The sequence below is a fragment of the Amycolatopsis sp. PS_44_ISF1 genome (assembly GCF_032335455.1).
In the GTDB taxonomy this organism is placed as follows: Bacteria; Actinomycetota; Actinomycetes; order Mycobacteriales; family Pseudonocardiaceae; genus Amycolatopsis.
Genome location: NZ_JANUXO010000001.1, coordinates 271200 through 289477 on the forward strand (window position 1 = coordinate 271200; position 18278 = coordinate 289477).

General features: G+C 72.4%; 18 protein-coding genes. 7 read left to right on the forward strand and 11 right to left on the reverse strand.

The window, feature by feature from the left end; translation table 11 throughout:
• Positions 1–128: 128 nt before the first annotated feature.
• The 7 genes from NYF13_RS01240 to NYF13_RS01270 all read left to right on the forward strand — a co-directional run bounded on the left by NYF13_RS01240 (position 129) and on the right by NYF13_RS01270 (position 6393).
• Positions 129–536, forward strand: a complete 408-nt coding sequence (locus NYF13_RS01240; RefSeq protein WP_315653625.1) for an XRE family transcriptional regulator — start codon at positions 129–131, stop codon at positions 534–536.
• Complete coding sequence (locus NYF13_RS01245; RefSeq protein WP_315653626.1) at positions 533–1054, forward strand: hypothetical protein; 522 nt, start codon at positions 533–535, stop codon at positions 1052–1054. The genes NYF13_RS01240 and NYF13_RS01245 overlap by 4 nt, the downstream gene beginning before the upstream one ends.
• Complete coding sequence (locus tag NYF13_RS01250) at positions 1051–2160, forward strand: MAB_1171c family putative transporter (protein WP_315653628.1); 1110 nt, start codon at positions 1051–1053, stop codon at positions 2158–2160. The genes NYF13_RS01245 and NYF13_RS01250 overlap by 4 nt, the downstream gene beginning before the upstream one ends.
• Before the next feature lie 4 nt (positions 2161–2164).
• On the forward strand, positions 2165–3313 hold the full coding sequence (locus NYF13_RS01255; RefSeq protein WP_315653629.1) for an amidohydrolase family protein: 1149 nt from the start codon (positions 2165–2167) through the stop codon (positions 3311–3313).
• Positions 3314–3380: 67 nt separating this feature from the next.
• Entirely contained in the window at positions 3381–3992 is a 612-nt protein-coding gene (locus tag NYF13_RS01260; RefSeq protein WP_315653630.1) for a TetR/AcrR family transcriptional regulator, read from the forward strand.
• On the forward strand, positions 3989–5653 hold the full coding sequence (locus NYF13_RS01265) for an FAD-binding dehydrogenase (RefSeq protein ID WP_315653632.1): 1665 nt from the start codon (positions 3989–3991) through the stop codon (positions 5651–5653). The genes NYF13_RS01260 and NYF13_RS01265 overlap by 4 nt, the downstream gene beginning before the upstream one ends.
• On the forward strand, positions 5650–6393 hold the full coding sequence (locus NYF13_RS01270) for an alpha/beta hydrolase (RefSeq protein WP_315653633.1): 744 nt from the start codon (positions 5650–5652) through the stop codon (positions 6391–6393). The genes NYF13_RS01265 and NYF13_RS01270 overlap by 4 nt, the downstream gene beginning before the upstream one ends.
• A gap of 25 nt (positions 6394–6418) precedes the next feature.
• On the opposite strand, the gene hisS is transcribed toward NYF13_RS01270, so the two are convergent.
• From hisS to NYF13_RS01325, 11 genes are all read right to left on the reverse strand, one after another.
• Positions 6419–7711 (reverse strand): histidine--tRNA ligase, encoded by a 1293-nt coding sequence (gene hisS / locus NYF13_RS01275; RefSeq protein WP_315653635.1) that lies wholly within the window; start codon positions 7709–7711, stop codon positions 6419–6421.
• A 52-nt stretch (positions 7712–7763) separates the two neighbouring features.
• The gene (locus tag NYF13_RS01280) at positions 7764–8951 is read right to left on the reverse strand and encodes a HAMP domain-containing sensor histidine kinase (RefSeq protein WP_315653637.1); all 1188 of its coding nucleotides are present in this window, start codon (positions 8949–8951) and stop codon (positions 7764–7766) included.
• A gap of 5 nt (positions 8952–8956) precedes the next feature.
• Positions 8957–9604 carry a response regulator transcription factor gene (locus NYF13_RS01285; RefSeq protein ID WP_315657136.1) on the reverse strand — a complete coding sequence of 216 codons (648 nt, stop codon included), beginning with the start codon at positions 9602–9604 and terminating at the stop codon, positions 8957–8959.
• A 94-nt stretch (positions 9605–9698) separates the two neighbouring features.
• The gene (locus tag NYF13_RS01290) at positions 9699–10979 is read right to left on the reverse strand and encodes a cation:proton antiporter (protein WP_315653638.1); all 1281 of its coding nucleotides are present in this window, start codon (positions 10977–10979) and stop codon (positions 9699–9701) included.
• Complete coding sequence (locus NYF13_RS01295) at positions 10979–12364, reverse strand: cytochrome P450 (RefSeq protein ID WP_315653639.1); 1386 nt, start codon at positions 12362–12364, stop codon at positions 10979–10981. Before NYF13_RS01295 ends, NYF13_RS01290 begins: the two co-directional genes overlap by 1 nt.
• Positions 12361–13404 carry an alpha-hydroxy acid oxidase gene (locus NYF13_RS01300; RefSeq protein WP_315653640.1) on the reverse strand — a complete coding sequence of 348 codons (1044 nt, stop codon included), beginning with the start codon at positions 13402–13404 and terminating at the stop codon, positions 12361–12363. The genes NYF13_RS01295 and NYF13_RS01300 overlap by 4 nt, the downstream gene beginning before the upstream one ends.
• Positions 13405–13406: 2 nt before the next feature.
• Positions 13407–14957, reverse strand: coding sequence for an NAD(P)-binding domain-containing protein (locus tag NYF13_RS01305; protein WP_315653641.1), 1551 nt, complete (start codon positions 14955–14957; stop codon positions 13407–13409).
• A 126-nt stretch (positions 14958–15083) separates the two neighbouring features.
• Positions 15084–16085, reverse strand: coding sequence for an aldo/keto reductase (locus NYF13_RS01310; protein ID WP_315653642.1), 1002 nt, complete (start codon positions 16083–16085; stop codon positions 15084–15086).
• A gap of 44 nt (positions 16086–16129) precedes the next feature.
• Entirely contained in the window at positions 16130–17110 is a 981-nt protein-coding gene (locus NYF13_RS01315) for an aldo/keto reductase (RefSeq protein ID WP_315653643.1), read from the reverse strand.
• Positions 17107–17508: a MerR family transcriptional regulator gene (locus NYF13_RS01320; RefSeq protein ID WP_315653644.1), complete on the reverse strand. Its 402-nt coding sequence runs from the start codon at positions 17506–17508 to the stop codon at positions 17107–17109. The genes NYF13_RS01315 and NYF13_RS01320 overlap by 4 nt, the downstream gene beginning before the upstream one ends.
• Positions 17509–17564: 56 nt before the next feature.
• Complete coding sequence (locus NYF13_RS01325) at positions 17565–18191, reverse strand: TetR/AcrR family transcriptional regulator (protein WP_315653645.1); 627 nt, start codon at positions 18189–18191, stop codon at positions 17565–17567.
• Positions 18192–18278 lie beyond the last annotated feature (87 nt).

Here is an 18278-nt window from a genome sequence, read left to right on the forward strand (position 1 = left end):
CGGACCTCCGGAGCGGGATGTGGTCACTGTAAACCACTGCATACAACCACTGTCAACAGGTGCGTACAGTAGGCACCGGATTACCCTGACGGAGGACACCGAGGCCACCGAGGCAGAAGGGGGTGGGCATGCCCTCGCAGCGCACCTTCGCGGAGAAGCTGAGCAGCCTGATCGACGCCGCCCGCGCCGACGGCCGCGCACCGCACAGCTACCGGGAGATGTCGGCGGCGATCGAGCGGGCCGGCGGGCCGGCCATGTCGCCCGCGTACCTGCAGCAGCTGGCCACGGGCAAACGGGTCAACCCGAAGATCCACTACGTCGAGGCGCTGGCGAAGCTGTTCGCCGTGCCGGTGACCCACTTCTTCGAAGACGGGGCCGATCGGGGAACCGGGACCGGGGCCGCCGACGTCGAAGCGAAGTTGATGGCCATGCGCGCGCAGGAGTTGTCGCCGCAGGGCCGCCGCCAGGTGATGGCCCTGCTGGACCTGGTGGAGCGGTACGAGCAGGCGGATCGGGAAGGCCCGAAGAGCACGTGAAAGAACGCGAACTGCGCAAACGCTGCCGCCGGCTGCTCAACGACCTCGACATCAGCCCGCCGCTGGACGTGGTGCAGCTGTGCGAGCGGCTGGGCGCGAGCCGGGGGCGGCCGATCCGGCTGATGGCCTACCCGCTGGAGGTGCCGGGCCCGTTCGGCTGCTGGATCGCGACCGGTTCCGCGGACTACATCTTCTTCCAGCAGGAGACCACCAAGGCCCACCAGGACCACATCATCCTGCACGAGCTGGGCCACCTGCTGGCCGAGCACGAGCCCGGGGGCGACGCCGAGCCCGCCGATTTCCTGCGCGGCCCGGCCACCGGCCTCGACGACGACGCCGTGCACCGCGCGCTGCGCCGCACCTCCTACGACGAGGCCCACGAATGGGAGGCCGAGACGGTCGCCACGATCGTGCTGGAGTGGGCCTCGGTGCTGGACTACACGACCCCGCGCCGCGCGGCCGACCACGACCTGCGCCGGATCCAGGGCACCCTCGGCGACCACCAGGGCTGGCTGTGAACCCGTTGACCCTGCTGGGCGTCGTGCTCTTCACCAGCACGCTCGGCTGGCGGGTCTACCAGCTCGTGCGCTCGCCGCGGCTGCCGAACTGGGCGGTCACGGTCACCATCGCGGGCTTCGCCGCCGCGTTCCTGTTCCAGCAGAAGGCGATCTCGGACTGGATCGACGCGCTGACCGCCCCCGGCGGCGCGCGGCTGACGAACAACGTGCTGCTGGCCTGCGCCGCCTGCGGGCTGCTGGTCTTCTTCCACGGCTCCGCGCTCGGCGCGGGCCAGGCCCGGCGGGTGCTGCTGGAGCTGGTGCCGCTGGCGGCCGCCGTGACGCTGATGTCCGTGGCGACGGTCGTGACCCCGGCCCCGTTGCGCGGTGCCGCCCTCAGCCCGGACACCGTGCACGTCGCCGGCACGGCGATGTTCTACCTCGGCGCCGGGCTGTACCTGATCTACGCGATCGCGGCCAGCGGCTGGTGGATCACCCGGTACCAGCGCACGGCCGACCGGCACCTGCGCACCGGGCTGCGGCTGGCCGCCGCGGGCCTGGCCGGGGCGGCGATCGGCAGCGCGTTCCGCGCGCTGTACATCGTGGTGGCCTGGGCGTTCGGGCCGGTGGTGCCCGCGCTGCTGTGGCTGGGCGTGCCGTTCGTGATCGTCGGCAGCCTGCTGTTCCTGGCCGGGATCACCTACCCCGGGGTGCGCGCGCGGGTCTCGGAGCTGAACCGCCGCCGTCGCCGTCGCCAGGACCTCGACCGGCTCGCTCCACTGTGGACACTGCTGGCCCAGGCCTACCCGAGCGTCGTGTTGCGCACGCCGCCGGGCGGGCTGCGCGAGCGGTTCGCCGTGCACCGCCGCTACTACCGGCGGGTGATCGAGATCCGGGACGGCCTGGTCCAGCTCAGCCCCTACCTCGAAACCGATTTCGCCGCGCTCACGGCCGAAGACCCGGCCGCGGCGGCGAACGCGCTGCGGCGGGCCCTCGAGCGCCACCGCGCGGGCGAGGAGACCGACGGCCGCGCCAAGCTCGTGCTGCCCGGCGGCGCGAACGACCTGGAGTCCGACGTCCGGCCGCTGCTCGCGCTGTCGGCGGCCGTCTCCGGAAAGGGAGCCTGAACCCGTGGACACCCTGATCACCGCGGACCGGGTGCTGCCCCGGCCGGGCACCCCGCTGGAGCACGGCGCGGTGCTGGTCCGCGACGGCGCGATCGTCGCGGTGGGCCGCCGGGACGAGGTGGCGCCGCTGGCACTCGACCCGGTGGCGCGCGACTTCCCCGGCGCGACCGTGCTCGCCGGGCTGTTCAACGCCCACGTGCACCTGTCGTTCGACGCCACCCCCGAGATGCTGCCGAACTTCCTGGCCGCGGACGGGGCGGCGCTGGCCGAGGGCGCGCGCGACCGGCTGGCGCAGCTCCTGCGCAGCGGGGTCACGACCGTCCGCGACCTCGGCGGCCGCACCGTTTCCCAGCCCGGCACCGGCCCGCGGCTGCTGGCCTCCGGGCCGCCGCTGACCGTCCCGGAGGGCCACTGCCACTTCTTCGGCGGCGCGGTCTCCGGGCCCGGTGAGATCCGCGCGCTGGTCGACGCGAACGCCGCGGCCGGCGCCGACGTGATCAAGGTGATGGCCAGCGGCGGCCAGATCACCGAGGGCGGCGCGGACATGTGGGAGTCGCAGTTCGACGCGGCCGCGCTGCGGGTCGTCGTCGAGCAGGCGGCCCGCCACGGCCTTCCGGTGGCCGCGCACGCCCACGGCGCGGACGCGGTCTCGGACTGCGTGGACGCGGGCGTCTCGACCATCGAGCACTGCACCTTCATGACCGGGCCGGGCCAGACCGAGCTGCGCCCCGACGTCGCCCGGCGGATGGCCGCGGGCGGCATCTCCGCCTGCTCCACCAGCAGCCGGAACTGGCGGAAGATGGCCGAGCGGATGGGCGAGGAGGTGGCCCGGCGGGTCTACGGCCGCCTGCCGTGGCTGGAGGAGCACGGCGTCCGCCTGATCGCGGGCACCGACGCGGGCCTGCCCGGCTCGGTCTTCGACGACCCGGTCGGCGCGCTGGAGCTCTACGAGTGGCTCGGCTTCTCCCGCCGCCGGATCCTGGAGATCGCGACCGAGGACAGCGCGGCGGGCCTGGGCCTCTCCGGCGTCACCGGGCGGCTGGAGGCCGGGCTGGCCGCGGACCTCCTGGTCGTCGACGGCGATCCGCTCTCCGGTCTCGACGCGCTGCGGCACCCGCTGCTGGTCATGACCCGGGGCCGACTGGCCGGCTGAACCCCGTCACCTCCACTTTCGATACGTCGATGTATTGAGTACATTGGCGTATCGAGAGGGGTGAGCCATGACCACCCGAGCACCCCGGCGCCGGACCGAGACGAGGCGCCGCCTGCTGGACGCCGCCCTCGAGGTGTTCGCCGAGGAGGGCTTCGGACGCTCCACTGTGGAGCAGGTCTGCGAGCGCGCCGGCTACACGCGCGGCGCGTTCTACTCGAACTTCGCCTCACTCGACGAGCTGTTCCTGGCCATGTGGGAGCAGCGGTCCGCGGCGATGATCGACGCGCTGCGGGCGGCGTTCGAGGAGGCGGGCACGGACGAGGTCGCCGACGTGCGCGCCGCGGTCGAGCTGCTGCTGCCGGCCATCCCGGTGGACGAAGCGTGGTACCGCGTCAGCGCCGAGTTCACCGCGCACGCCCTGCGCAACCCGAGCCTGAAACGGATGGTGACCGACCGCGAGGACACGATCGTCGAGGCGCTGATGCCCTGTCTCGAAGGTCTGCTCAGCCGGGCCGGGCGCACCGTGCCCGACCGGGCGGCGCTGGGCCAGGCCCTGATCGCGGTCCACGACGGCACCACCGGGCAGTGCCTGCTGGAACCGGACGACCCCGTGGTGTGGCGCCGCCGCACCGAACTCGCCGTGCACGTCGTCACGGCCTACACCAGGAGTGTGCAATGACCTTCGAACCGGACGTCATCGTCGTCGGGGCGGGCCTCGCCGGGCTCGTCGCCACCCACGAGCTGGTCCAGGCGGGCCGCCGGGTGCTCGTGCTGGACCAGGAGAACCGGGCCAACCTCGGCGGCCAGGCCTTCTGGTCGCTGGGCGGGCTGATGTTCGTCGACAGCCCCGAGCAGCGCCGGCTGGGCGTGAAGGACTCCTACGAGCTCGCGTTGCGCGACTGGCTCGACTCCGCGGGCTTCGACCGCGAAGACGAGGACCACTGGGCGCGCAAGTGGGCCGAGGCGTACGTGCGGTTCGCCGCCACCGAGAAGCGCCAGTACCTGCGTGAGCTGGGCCTGCGCGTGACGCCGATGGTCGGCTGGGCCGAGCGCGGCGGCGGCGCGGCCGGCGGGCACGGCAACTCCGTGCCGCGCTTCCACCTCACCTGGGGCACCGGTCCCGAGGTGGTGCGGGTGTTCGCCGAGCCGGTGCTCGACGGCGAGCGGCGCGGGCTGGTGCAGTTCGCGTTCCGGCACCAGGTGGACGAGCTGGTGGTCGAAGACGGGGCAGCGGTCGGCGTCCGGGGCACGGTGCTGGTGCCCTCGGAGGAAGAGCGCGGCCGGAAGTCCTCCCGCGAGAAGGCGGGCGAGTTCGAGCTGCGGGCGAAGGCGGTGCTGGTCAGCTCGGGCGGTATCGGCCACAACCACGAGCTGATCCGGCGCAACTGGCCGGTCGAGCGGCTGGGCCCGGTGCCGGCCACGATGATCCCCGGCGTGCCGGCCCACGTGGACGGCCGGATGATCGCGATCACCGAGAGCGCGGGCGCCAACGTGGTCAACCGCGACCGGATGTGGCACTACACCGAGGGCCTGCACAACTGGGACCCGATCTGGCCGGACCACGCGATCCGGATCATCCCCGGACCGTCCTCGCTGTGGTTCGACGCGGCCGGCCGCCGCCTGCCTTCGCCGAACTTCCCCGGCTTCGACACCAACCGCTCGCTCAAGGCCATCCTCTCCACCGGCCACGACTACTCGTGGTTCGTGCTGACGCAGACGATCCTGGAGAAGGAGTTCATGCTTTCGGGCTCGGAGCAGAACCCCGACATCACCGGCAAGGACCTGAAGCAGACGCTGGCCTCCCGCGCGGCCAAGGGCGCGTCGGGCCCGGTCGACGCGTTCAAGCGGCACGGCGTGGACTTCGTCGTCGCGCACGACGTCGCCTCGCTGGTCGAGGGCATGAACAAGCTCTCGCGCGGACCGCGGATCGACGCCGCGGAGCTGGAGGGCCAGATCGTCGCCCGTGACCTGGAGGTCGGCAACCCGTACTCGAAGGACCTGCAGCTCATGGCGGTCGCGAACGCGCGCCGGTTCATCGGCGACCGCGTGGCCCGGGTGACCAAACCGCACCGGATCCTCGACCCCGCGCACGGGCCGTTGATCGCGGTCCGGCTGAACATCCTGACCCGCAAGACCCTCGGCGGCGTCCAGACCACTTTGGACTCCCAGGTGCTGCGGGCCGGCGGCTCGCCGTTCCCCGGCCTGTACGCCGCGGGCGAGGTCGCGGGCTTCGGCGGCGGTGGCGTCCACGGGTACAACGCGCTGGAGGGCACCTTCCTCGGCGGCTGCATCTTCTCCGGCCGCGCCGCGGGCCGGGCGATGGCCCGGGCCGTGGGGTGACGGGGCCGCTGCACGTTCGCGAGGACGGGCCGCCGAAGGCTCCGGTGGTGCTGCTGGTGCACGGGTTCAGCGGCTCGTCCCGCTCGTTCGACCGGCTCGTGCCGCTGCTGTCCGGCCGGTACCGCGTGGTGCGGGTCGACCTGCGCGGGCACGGTTCGACCGGGGGGCACACCGGTCTCGACGCGCTCTCGCAGGCCGCAGCGGTGGCGGAAGTGGTGGCGGGGCTCGGCGCTGCGGCGATCACGGCCGTCGGGCACTCCTTCGGCGCCGACGTGGTGCTGGCGCTGGCCGCGCGGACCAGCCGGGTCGAGCGGGTGGTGGTGATCGGGCAGGCGCCGGACTACAGCTACGCGACGTTCCCGCCGGGCCACCACCTGCTCCCGCGGTTCGGCGGCCCGCTGCGGCGGCTCGCGTCGAGCCCCGGGCTGCGGCGGCTCGGGCCGGTCGCGGACTTCGCCGCGACCAGCCCGGCCATGGCCCGCACCGTGCTCCTCGACCGCCGCCACGTGCTGGCCGACCGGCCGCTGGACGGGCAGTTGCGTGAGCTGGGCCGGCCGGGGCTGGTGATCCTGGGCGCGCGCGACCGGTTCTACGACTGCGCGAAAACCGCGGCGCGGTACGCCGCGGTGGGGGCTCGGGTGGAGATCGTGGCGGGGGCCGGACACTCCGTGGCCGGCACCCACCCGAGGGAGGTTTCGTTGCTGCTGAAGGAATTCCTCGCGGGGGGCGACCCCGGTTAGCACCGGCATCGCCCCGCACGCGGCCTCAGGGGGCGAGCAGGGCCGAGACCGCCGAAGGCGCCTCGGCCAGCGCGACCTGCCGCTGCTCCCGCGTGGCCAGGCTCCGGACGGTGACGGTGCCCGCCGCCCAGTCCTCCTGGCCGACGATCACCACGGCCGCCGCCCCGGCCTTGTCCGCCCGGGTCAGCTCCTTGCCCAGTTTGCGCAGCTCCAGCGGAGTGGAGGTGCGCAACCCCGCGCGGCGCAGCGAGGTAGCGACCTCACGCGCCGCGTCCGCCAGCTCCTCGGACACCGGGATGACCACGACGTCGACCTCGCTGCGCGGGGACGGCGTGAGGTCGTGGGTGGCCAGGAAGTCCATCAGCGTCACGTCGCCCATGCCGAAGCCGATGCCGGGGATCTGCTCCTTGGTGAACATGGACGCGAGGTCGCCGTACCGGCCGCCGCCGAACAGCGCGCGGCGGTTCTGCGGCGAGGTGTCGAAGACCTCGAACACGGTGGAGGTGTAGTAGGCCAGCCCGCGCACGATCATCGGCTCGAACCGCACCAGGCCCGCGGCGCTGCCGGAGAGCACCCGCACCAGGTTCGAGTTCGCCTTGACCTCGGCCGGCAGCTCGTCGAGCAGCGCCGGACCCGCGGCCAGGGTCTCGGTCAGCTTCTCGAACTGCTTGTCCGCGAGCCCGAGCTCCGAAGCGCTCGCGGCCAGTTCGTCGGCCGGGGTCTTCTCCCAGCGGTCGACCAGCGCGAACACCTGCGGCAACTGCTCGGCACCGACCCCGACCACGTCGGTGAGCGCCGAGGAGAGCAGGTTCCGGTCGTTCACGCGCACCGCGAACGTCTCCGGCGAAGCGCCGAGCGCGCCCATCAGGTCGTGGATCAGTTCGAACATCTCGATCTCGCAGCTCGCGCTGTCCGAGCCGAAGATGTCCGCGTTGATCTGCCAGTGCTCCCGCACCCGGCCCCGCTGCGGACGCTCGTACCGGTGGCAGTTCGGGTGGCTGTACCAGCGCACGGGGAACGAGAGCGACTTCGCGTGGCCCGCGATCATCCGCGCCACCGACGGCGTCATCTCGGGCCGCAGCGCCAGCCGCTCCCCGCCCCGCGTGGTCAGCGTGTAGAGCTGCTGGTCGGCGATCTCCTGGCCGGACTTGCGCTCGTAGACCTCGGCCTGCTCCAGGATCGGGCCGTCGTAGCGGAGGAAGCCGTAGCTTTCGAGCACCTCGTAGAGATGGCCGAACACCTGCGTGCGGACGGACATTTCGGCGGGGAGGAAGTCTCGGGTCCCCTTGACAGGCGCGGTCGACAGGTATTCAGGCACGTCACCCAGCTTAACGACCGGCCGCGAGCGCTTTGTTCAGGGGAACGCGACCCTACCGGGCGGCACAGGTGAACCGGAGGGTGAAACTCGCCCCCGCCCCCGGCGCTCCCACCGCCGCGATGGTGCCGCCGTGGCCGGTGACCACCTCGTGCACCAAGGCCAGGCCCAGGCCGAACCGGCGGCCCTCGCCGCCGGTGCCGTGGGCGAAGCGTTCGAAGAGGCGCTCCGCGTCGCGTTGGGCGAAGCCCGCTCCGGTGTCCTGGACGCGGAGTTCCACGTGGCGGGCGTCCGGGTTGGCCAGGGTCACCTCGATCGAACCGCCGGGCGGGGTGTGGCCGATGGCGTTGTCCAGCAGGGCCGAAAGCACCCGGCGCAACGCCGTGGGCACGCCCGCGACCACGTCGGCCAGGTCCGGGGAGCGGTGCACGTGGATGCCCACCCGGCCCTCGCCCGCGCGGACGGACTCCGCGGCCACCGCCTGCTCGGCCAGCAGGCCCAGCTCGACCGGCTCCAGCGCCGGGCGCCCGCCGCCCGCCTGCGCCGACAGCAGCAGGTCGTCGACCACTTCGCCCAGTTCGCGCGTGCCCTGGACCAGGGTGTTCAGCTCCGCGGCCAGCACCGGCGAGGCCGAGCCGCGGCGGGCCATGAGCTGAGTGCGGGTGTGCAGCCTGGTCAACGGGGCGCGCAGTTCGTGCGACGCGTCCGCGACGAACGTCCGCTGCCGCCGCAGGGCCTCGCCCAGCGGGCGGATCGCGCGGCCGGCCAGCAGGTAACCGCTGAGCACGGCCGCCAGCAGCACCATCAGCCCGGCCACGGCCAGGCCCATCACCAGCTGCTCGCGGTCCTGGATCAGGTAGTACTCGTCCATGAACGCCTGCGAAACCTGCCCGCCGCGGTTCACCGTGCGCATGGTGAACGTCGCGCGGCCGAGGGAGACGTCCTGCGTGACCACGTCGCCGTCGTGCGGCACCGGGGCGGGCGGCGGCACGGCGAAGGGCAGCGGCCCGGACGGCGCGTGGCCGGCGGGCGTGACCAGGTAGACGCAGCCCGGCGGGGTCACCGACAGTCCGCGCGAGAGCGTGGTGTTCAGCGTGCGGTCGACCTCTTCGTGCTGCCCGCGCACCAGCACCCAGTACGAGATCCCGCCCGCCGCCAGCACCACCAGCGTGATCACCACGGCGATCTGGCCCGCGATCCGCCGCCGCGTGCGCCGCAGCACGCGGGTGTCGGGATCGGCCACCGCCGTCACATGGCCCCGATCTGGTAGCCGAGGCCGTGCACGGTCCGCACCACGTCCCGGCCCAGTTTGCGCCGCAGGTAGTAGACGTAGGTGTCTACAATGGACTCACCGGTCGAGTCGGTGAACACGGTGGTGCGCAGGGCGGCGCGCGGGTGGATCGACTTCGGCCGCTGCGCCAGCGTGCGCAGCAGCTCGAACTCGCGCCCGGACAGCGTCACGCGCTCGCCCCGGGCCAGCACCACCTCGTGGCGCAGCAGGTCCAGCGCCGCCGTGCCGAGCGGGATCGACTCGGCGCCGTCGAGGTCGCGGCGGCAGAGCGCCCGCAGCCGCGCCAGCAGTTCGTCGGTCTCGAACGGCTTCACCAGGTAATCGTCGGCGCCCGCGTCCAAGCCGTGCACGCGATCGGCCAGCTCGCCCAGCGCCGAGAGCACCAGCACGCGCGCCGTGACCGCCTTGCGCCGCAGCCCGGCGAGCACGCCCAGCCCGTCCATCACCGGCAGCCGCCGGTCGAGGACGATCACGTCGTAGCTCCCGGTGAGCCCGAGGTGCAGACCACGCTGGCCGTCGTGCGCCTGGTCGGCCTCGTAGCCTTCCTCGCGCAGCAGCCCGGCGAGCATCCCGGCCAGTTCGCGGTCGTCCTCGACCAGGAGCACCCGCGCCGGCGCCGGGAATTCCGCCTCATCGTGCACGTACCCATACTGGCAGTGATTCGCCCAGATTGAACCCTCAACTTTCGTCGGGAATCGGTCACGACCGGACCGGTGGCGAGGCGAGGAGGAACTCCGGCAGCTCCCGGCCCGCGTACCGGCGGGCGTCGCGGCGGTCCAGCCAGCTCAGCACCGGGGCGGTCATCATGGTGGTGACCAGCGCGACCAGCACCAGCACCGTGAACAGCGAAGGCGAAACGATCCCGGCCTGAAGCCCGACGTTCAGCGCGATCAGCTGCATCAGCCCGCGCGCGTTCACCAGCACGCCGACGCGCAGCGCGATCGGCTGCGGCTCCCCCGCCAGCCGCGCGGCCCCCCAGGAGGCGCCGAGCTTCCCGATCACCGCGACCACGACGACCACCACCGCGTAGGCCAGCAGGCCCGGGTCCGCCAGCAGCGCGAACCGGGTGTTCAGCCCGGAGTAGGTGAAGAACAGCGGCAGGAACACGATCCGCCCGATCGGCATGAACTTGGCCAGCACCGCGTCGGACGCCTCGCCGCGGGGGAAGGCGATGCCGAGGACGAACGCGCCGAACACCGCGTACAGCCCGATCACGTCGGTGAACCAGGCCGCGGCGAACAGCAGCACGGCGGTGACGAGCAGGCGCTGGTCGGCGCTCACCCGCGGGCCGGTCATCGTCCTGGCCAGCACCCGGCGCACCACCAGCCACACCAGCAGCGCGAACAGGATCCCGCCGCCCACCGCCGTCACCACCGGCCCGGCCGAGCCCGCGTGCAGGCCGAGCACCACGGCCAGCAGCACCCACGCGAGCACGTCGTCGAGCGCGCCGCAGGCCAGGGCCAGCGAACCGAACCGGGTGCGGCCGAGACCGCGCTCGGTGATGATCCGGGCCAGCATCGGGAACGCCGTGATGGCGATGGCCACCCCGACGAAAGCGGCCGAGACCGCCGGTGACACCCCGGGTTCGAGGATGCCGACCCAGCTCGCGCCCAGCACGCTCACCCCGATGCCCAGCCCGAGCGGGACCACCGTGCCGGCCGCGGAGACCGCGACCACCGACTTCACCGAGCCCTTGACCGCGCCGACCCGGAATTCGCAACCCGCGCCGAACATGTAGATCACGAGCCCGATCTGACCGCCCAGGTACAGCAGCATCCGCACGGTGTCGGGGAACAGCGCGGCCTGCACACCGGGCAGCACCAGCCCGAGCAGGGACGGGCCGAGCAGCACGCCGGAGACCATCTCCCCGACCACGGGCGGCTGCCCGATCTTCACCGCCAGCGCGCCGACCAGCCGGCACACCGCGAGGATCACGACCACCGCGAGGAAGAACGCGGGCGCCGCCTCGGACGGGGTCATCACTCGCCTCCGGGCCGGGTCTCGAAGTACTTCACGCAGAGGCGTTGGCGCCGGGCGTCGAGCACCATGTAGGTGCCGAACCCGAGCTGGGCCAGGCTGCGCCAGACGTCCTCCCAGCGGTCGAACAGCGCGAGCCGGGCCAGCGCGGCGGCCGACGGGCCCGGCGAGCCGCGCGGGGTCAGGATCACCGGGCCGCGGTTGGGGATCGAGCGGGTGTGCGCGGCGCTGGAGGCCAGGGAGAACCGGCGCAGCACCTCCCGCGTGACCACGCGCATCGTCAGCGGGGCGAGGCCGCGGGCCGGGCAGGCGCGGTTCTGCGCGACGCCGAACGGCAGGAAGTTGGCGTCCTTCTTCGCCGGCACCGGCGCGACCGCGGTGCGAACGGGGAACCCGCCGGCCGGTGGGTTCCAGCGCTCGGGGTCGAACTCGTCCGGCCGATCGAAGCCGGCGTGGTGGAAGTCCGGGTAGCTGAACAGCAGCACGGTGCCGGCGGTGATCTTCGCAGGCCCCAGCTCGATGTCGCCGGTGGTGATCCGGTGGGCGATGCCGAACAGCGGGTAGGTCCGCAGCCCCTCGTCGATCACCCGGTCCAGGTACTCGTCGTCCTCCGGATCGGCGACGAGCCGTTCCTGCACCCGCGGGTGCTGCGCGATGACCATCAGCAGGTGCGCCATGGCTTCGGACATCTGCACCACGGCGGTGTTGAAGAAGGTGCCCTGGAGGTAGAAGACCTGCTCCTCGGGGGTGAGCCGGGCAGGCATGGTGTGCGGCACGTCGGCCAGGCGGTGGCGCAGGTACGCGGTCAGCCGCGCGCGGCGTCGCATGTTCCGCGGCCGCACGCACTTCAGCGCCGAAACCACGTCGTCCGCGTGCCCGACGATCAGGTCCCGGGCCCGCGGCGGGCACGGCTCGCCGAACACCAGCTCGTAGTACAGCTCAGCCCAGACCGGCATCATCTCGTCACGCAGCCGGATCGTCCGGCCCGCGCCGGCCTCCAGCCCGTCCAGCACGTGGGCGGCGCAGCGCCGGGTCAGCTCCTCCGACTCCGCCTTGGTCTTGACCAGGATGGCCCGGGTGGTCCTGGCCACCTCGTCGTACCGCGGCCCGGCTTCCAGGTGCTCCTGGTGCACCTGCGGACCGGGGGCGAGCCAGTACCAGAACAGGTCCGAAAGCGCGGCGCCCCGGCTCCGCCCGCCGGCCGCGGGATCGGCGTACACCCGCCGGAAGTCCTCGACGCCGACGCGCTCGCCCGGAATCGGCAGCCCCTCCTCGCCGTTGACCAGCGCGAAGATCTTCATCCGCAGCGCCACCACCCGCCCGGGCAGCCAGCGGGGCAGCGTCACGAGCAGTCCGGCGAGCAGCACCCGCACCAGGAACCGGGTCATCGGACGAGGTCCGCGGTCAGCTCGGCCGGGGACTTCGCCCCGCACAGCGCGAGCGCGTGGTCCACCTCTTCGCGCAGCCGGTCCAGCACTTCCGCGACTCCTTCCCGCCCGGCCGCGGCGAGGCCCCACAGCACCGGCCGTCCGATTCCGACGGCGTCGGCGCCGAGCGCCAGCGCCTTGACCACGTCCGTGCCCCGCCGCACCCCGCCGTCGAGCACCAGCGGGAGCACGCCGCCGACGGCCTCGGCCAGCGCGGGCAGGGCATCCAGGGCCGCCACCGCGGTGTCCAGCTGGCGGCCGCCGTGGTTCGAGACCACCAGCCCGTCGACCCCGGCGCCGACGGCCAGCCGCGCGTCCTCGGGATGCAGGACTCCCTTGAGCAGCAACGGAAGCTTGGTCCGCTCGCGCAGCCGGCCGAGGTGCTCCCAGGACAGCTCGGCCGACATCTCGATGTCGCGCACCCGCCCCTCGCCGTCCCGCAGGTTCTCCACGATCAGCCCCGGCGGCAGATCGTGGAACTCGTTGCGGTGGTCCCGCTCGCGCCGCCCGTACACCGGCGAATCGACCGTCACCACCAGCGCCCGCACTCCCGCGCGCTCGGCCCGGCGGACCACGTGCTCGGTGAACTCCGGGTCCGGCTGCAGGTACAGCTGGAACCACAGCGCCGGATCGGGCGCGACGGCCCGGGCCGCGTCCGCGATGTCCTCGACCGCGGTGGTCGAGGCCATGCTCACCACCATCACCGTGCCGGCCGCGGCGGTCGCTCCGGCCGTGGCGCGTTCGCCGTCCGGGTGGGCCAGCCGGTGGAACGCCGTGGGCGCCACCAGCACGGGCATCGACAGCGGTGAGCCGGCGATCTCGACCGCCAGATCCCGTTTTCCGCCGCCCCGCAGCACTCGCGGCACGAGGCAACGCCTGCGGAACGCCTCTTCGTTGGCCTGCAGGGTCACCTCGTCGCCCGCCGCACCCGCGAAGAAGTCGTAGTGCGCCGGTTCGAGCCGCTCGCGCGCCGCGGTCTCCAGCTCCGCGATCGTGCGCACGCTCAGGCCAGCTGCTCGGCGAGGAACGCGGTGAGCGCGTCCACGTGGACCTCGCGGTCCCACTCGTTTTCCAGGTTCTCCGTGACGTGGTGGGTGGCCACCAGCTCGCCGCGCCGGTAGTGCCGGACGATCGGGTGCAGGTAGTGGCCCTCGCCGCTGTCGTTGGCGACGTCCTGGCTGGCGCGCTTGACCGTGAAGTCGAACGGGTCGACCTTGTCGTGGTCCGGCCCGTAGTCGAGGGTGATCGCGAACGCGTCCTCGACGTCCGGCGCGCGCTCGGCGAACCGCGCCACCGGCACCTCCTCGTAGTACCGGGCCTGCCCGCGCTCGACCGTCAGCACGTCGGCCAGGAAGCCGAACTGCTGGTACAGCGCGGAAGTCCGGTTGATCCGGGTGATCACGGCGTCCACCAGATCGGCGGTTCCGGCCTTCAGCACGGTGTGCGGCCACTCGACGCCGTGGTACCGCTCGTCGAGCACCTTGGACAGCGCCCGGACGCCGTAGCGGAAGCCGTGGATGAACGCGCTGGTCGCCTTCTTGAAGTCGCGGACCTGGGTGATCGTGCCGGCGAAGTACAGCCCGGGCACGTTCACCGACTCCCACGAGGAGGTCTGCGCCGGGAACCGGTCGTCGATCGTCAGCCGGGGGCGGCAGTCCTCGTCGAAGATCGAGGAGTCGAAGCGGAAACCGGTGCAGGCGATCACCCGGTCGTACCGCAGCTCCTTGATCACCTCGTCGGCTCGGAAGAAGGCGAACTTCACGCGGTAGCCGTCTTCGTCCTTGGTGATCTCGCGGACGTCGCCGTCGAGGATCGCGTGCTGCAGCTTGAGCTGGTACATGTCCAGCACCCCGGCGTTGTACGCGCGCAGGTGCCCGACGAAGTGCGTGCGCCAGGCCAGCTTCACCGGCCGCGGACCCGCCACGTGCAGGACCGCGGCGTGCGCGTTCAGGCTGTCGGCGGTCTCGAACGCCGAATTCCCCTTGCCCAGCACCAGGACCCGCTGGTTGGTGAACGGCGCCGGATCGGGGTCGAAGTCGGCGTACTGGTCGATTAGCTCCATGCCCGGCACGTCCGGGATGTACGGTTTGGTCACGCCGGTGGCCATCACCAGCCGCCGGGCGGTGAAGACGCTGCCGTCCCCGGCCGTGGCCACGAAATGGCCGTCGGCGCGGCTGATCCGGGTCACCCGGGTGTCGTAGCGGATGGCGATCTCGTGCTTCGCGGCGTAGTCGGCGGCGTAGCGCAGCAGGACCTCGGCCGACGGGAACATCTCCGCGCTGTAGTCGGTGAACAGCAGCGGATCGGGATCGTCCGCGGCCAGCATCGAGTTCCAGTCCATCCGGAGGTTCAGCTCCGGGTCGCTCCAGCCGGTGTGCTTCTTGTTGACCGAGATCAGCGTGCGGTGCCGCGGGAACGTGCGGAAGAAGGTCGCGGGCGCCGAACCCGCTTCGAGCACCAGGTAGCTGCGCCCCGCCCGGTCGAGCTGCTGGCCGAGCTGCAGGCCCGCGGGCCCCGCGCCGACCACCAGGTAGTCCAGAACGTCCTCCGCCACTGAAGCCTCCCGCGTCCGATCTCCGTCACCCGATCGGGTTCAGCCTGGACCGGAGATCTCAGAAAAGGCTCAGAGGGCCCGCGCCCGTCCCGGTGGCCGGGACGGACGCAGACCCTCGGCAGCGGTTCAGCGGGAGAGCCCCCGCATGACGGCCTCGGGGTAACGGGGGCCCGCCACCGCGTCGGCCGGGAACGCGGCCTCGATCGCGGCGATGTCCTCAGTGGACAGATCCAGCGCCACCGCCGCGACGTTCTCCTCCAGGTACTTCCGCCGCTTCGTACCCGGGATCGGCACCACGTCGTCACCCTGGGCCTGCACCCAAGCCAGCGCGAGCTGCCCCGCCGTCACGCCCCTCTCCGCCGCCAACGCGCGCAACGCCTCCACGATGACCAGGTTCTTCTCCAGGTTGCCCTCGGCGAAGCGCGGCTGGTTCGCCGTGCGGAAATCGCCCTCGGGGAAGTCCTCCTTCGAGGTGAACCGGCCGGTCAGGAGTCCGCGCCCGAGCGGCGAATACGGCACCAGGCCGATGCCCAGCTCCCGGCACACCGGGACCACGGCCGCCTCGATGTCCCGGGACCACAGCGACCACTCCGTCTGCACGGCGGTGATCGGGTGCACGGCGTGCGCGCGCCGGATGGTCTCCTCGCCCGCCTCCGACAGCCCGAGGTGGCGGACCTTGCCCTCCTCCACCAGCTCCGCCATCGCGCCCACGGTGTCCTCGATCGGCACCTCGGGATCGACCCGGTGCTGGTAGTACAGGTCGATGTGGTCGATGTCCAGCCGCCGCAACGATTTCTCCACCGAGGCCCGCACGTGCTCGGCGTCGCCGCGCACACCCCGCGCGTCCGGGTCCTCCGGGTCGCGCACGACGCCGAACTTGGTGGCCAGCACCACCCGCTCACGCCGGTCGGCGATGGCCCGGCCGACCAGCTCCTCGTTGTGGCCGATCCCGTACATGTCCGAGGTGTCGAGCAGGGTGACGCCCAGCTCCAGCGCGCGGTGGATGGTGGCCGTCGACTCGGTGTCGTCGCCCTCGCCGTAGAATTCGCTCATGCCCAGGCAGCCGAGGCCCTGGGCGCCGACCTCCAGCCCGCCGAGCCGGCGGGTGGGCAGCGTCGATCCCGTCATGTCCTTCTTTCCTGTGCTACCGAAAACCGTGCTGTCGAAAACCGTTACTTCCCGGCGATGCGCGCGAGCTGCTCGGGATAACGCGCCCCGGCGATGGCGCTCTGCGGCGAAACCCGCTCGATCGCGGCGATGTCCTCAGTGGACAGCTCCAGCGCCACCGCCGCGACGTTCTCCTCCAGGTACTTCCGCCGCTTCGTACCCGGGATCGGCACCACGTCGTCACCCTGGGCCTGCACCCAAGCCAGCGCGAGCTGCCCCGCCGTCACGTCCTTCTCCGCCGCCAGCGCGCGCAACGCCTCCACGATGGCCAGGTTCTGGTCGAAGTTCCCCTCGGCGAACCGCGGCATGGTGCGGCGCATGTCGTCCTCGGGCAGCTCCTCGAGCGAGGTGACCTGGCCGGTCAGGAAACCGCGGCCGAGCGGGGAGAACGGCACCAGCCCGATGCCCAGCTCACGGCAGGTGCCGAGGATCTCGTCCTCGATCCCGCGGGTCCACAGCGACCACTCGCTCTGCAGCGCGGTCACCGGGTGCACGGCGTGGGCGCGCCGGATGGTCGCGGCGCCGGCCTCGGAGATCCCCGCGTACCGGATCTTCCCGGCCCGCACGAGCTCCGCGAGCGCGCCCCAGGTCTCTTCGATCGGCACGTCGGGATCGACCCGGTGCTGGTAGTAGAGGTCGATGTGGTCCACCCCGAGCCGCCGCAGGGATTCGTCGCAGCTCTGCTCCACGTACGCCGCGTCGCCGCGGGCGCCCATCCCGCCCTCGGTCCGGACGATGCCGAACTTCGTCGCCAGCACCACCTGGTCGCGGCGGCCGGCGATCGCGCGGCCGACCAGTTCCTCGTTGACCCCGTCGCCGTACACGTTGGCGGTGTCGAGCAGGGTGACGCCCAGCTCCAGCGCCCGGTGGATGGTGGCGACCGACTCTTCGTCGCTGTCACGCACGCCGTAGGCCTGGCTCATGCCCATGCAGCCCAGGCCCTGGGCGCCGACTTCCAGCTCGCCGAGCTTCCTCTGGCCGATCACGCGGACATCTCCTCCACGGCCGACCGCAGGCCCAGCGCCTTGCGGTCGATCTGGTCGTAGTGACTGATCTTGTAGTCCAGGATGTCCAGGCAGCCCTGGAGCTCGGTGATCCGGTCGGCCACCGACTGGCGCTGCTCGACCAGGATCGACTTGCGCCGCCCGGCGCTGGCCACGCCGTGGCGGCGCAGCGAGGCGTATTCGCGCATGCTCTTGATCGGCATGCCGGTGAGCCGGAGCTTGGTCAGGAACCCCAGCCAGTTCAGGTCTTCGTCGGAGTACGCGCGGCGCCCCGCGCCGTCGCGGGCCGGCGGGTCGACGAGCTTGATCCGCTCGTAGTACCGGAGGGTGTCGATCGACAGGCCGCTACGTCGTGCGGCTTCCGCTATCGAGTAGCTCATGTCCTCGACACTACGACCTGGAGTGCACTCCAGGTCAAATCCGTGACCAGGCCACTTCAGCCGGTGAGGGCGGCCGAGATCCGGGACAGCTCGTCGACCACGTCGGCCAGCGGCGCCCGGTCCGCGGCGGCGCACCAGTCCTGGAGCAGACCGTTGACCGCGCCGATGTAGGCGCTCGCGGCCAGCCGGTAGTCGCGGCTGGGGATCTCGCCGGCCGCGACGCCCGTGCCGAGCAGTCCCCGGATCAGCCCGGCCCAGCGTGAGCGCGTGGCCATCCGGTGCGCCTCGACCGCCGCGTTCACCCCGATGATCTCCACGTACGCGACCCGCGCGCGACGGAGGTCGGCCGCGGTGCTCAGCGCGTACGCGGTCAGCGCGACCCGGACCCGGGTCGCTAGGGGCTGGCCCTCGACCCCGGCCAGCGCGTCGCCCACCGCGGCCGTCGCCTCGGCGTTGACCTCGTCGTACACCGCGATCAGCAGGGCCTCGCGGTCGGCGAACTCCTCGTAGTACTGGCGGGTGGACAGGTTCGCCGCCCGGCAGACCCGTCCGACGGTCGCCGTCGCGTAGCCCTCGGTCCCGAACAGCTCCAGCCCCGCGGCCATCAGCCGCTCCCGCCGCTCGGCACGGCGTTCGGTGGCGGTGCGGCCGGCGTAACGACCGCGGGGTCCGGGCTGGGTCACGGCGCCAGCCTAGTGGTGGATCGATTCACCGGAGAGTGAGCCTTGTCCTGGCGTGTCCAAGGGGCTACCTTCCGTGGTCAAGTCTGA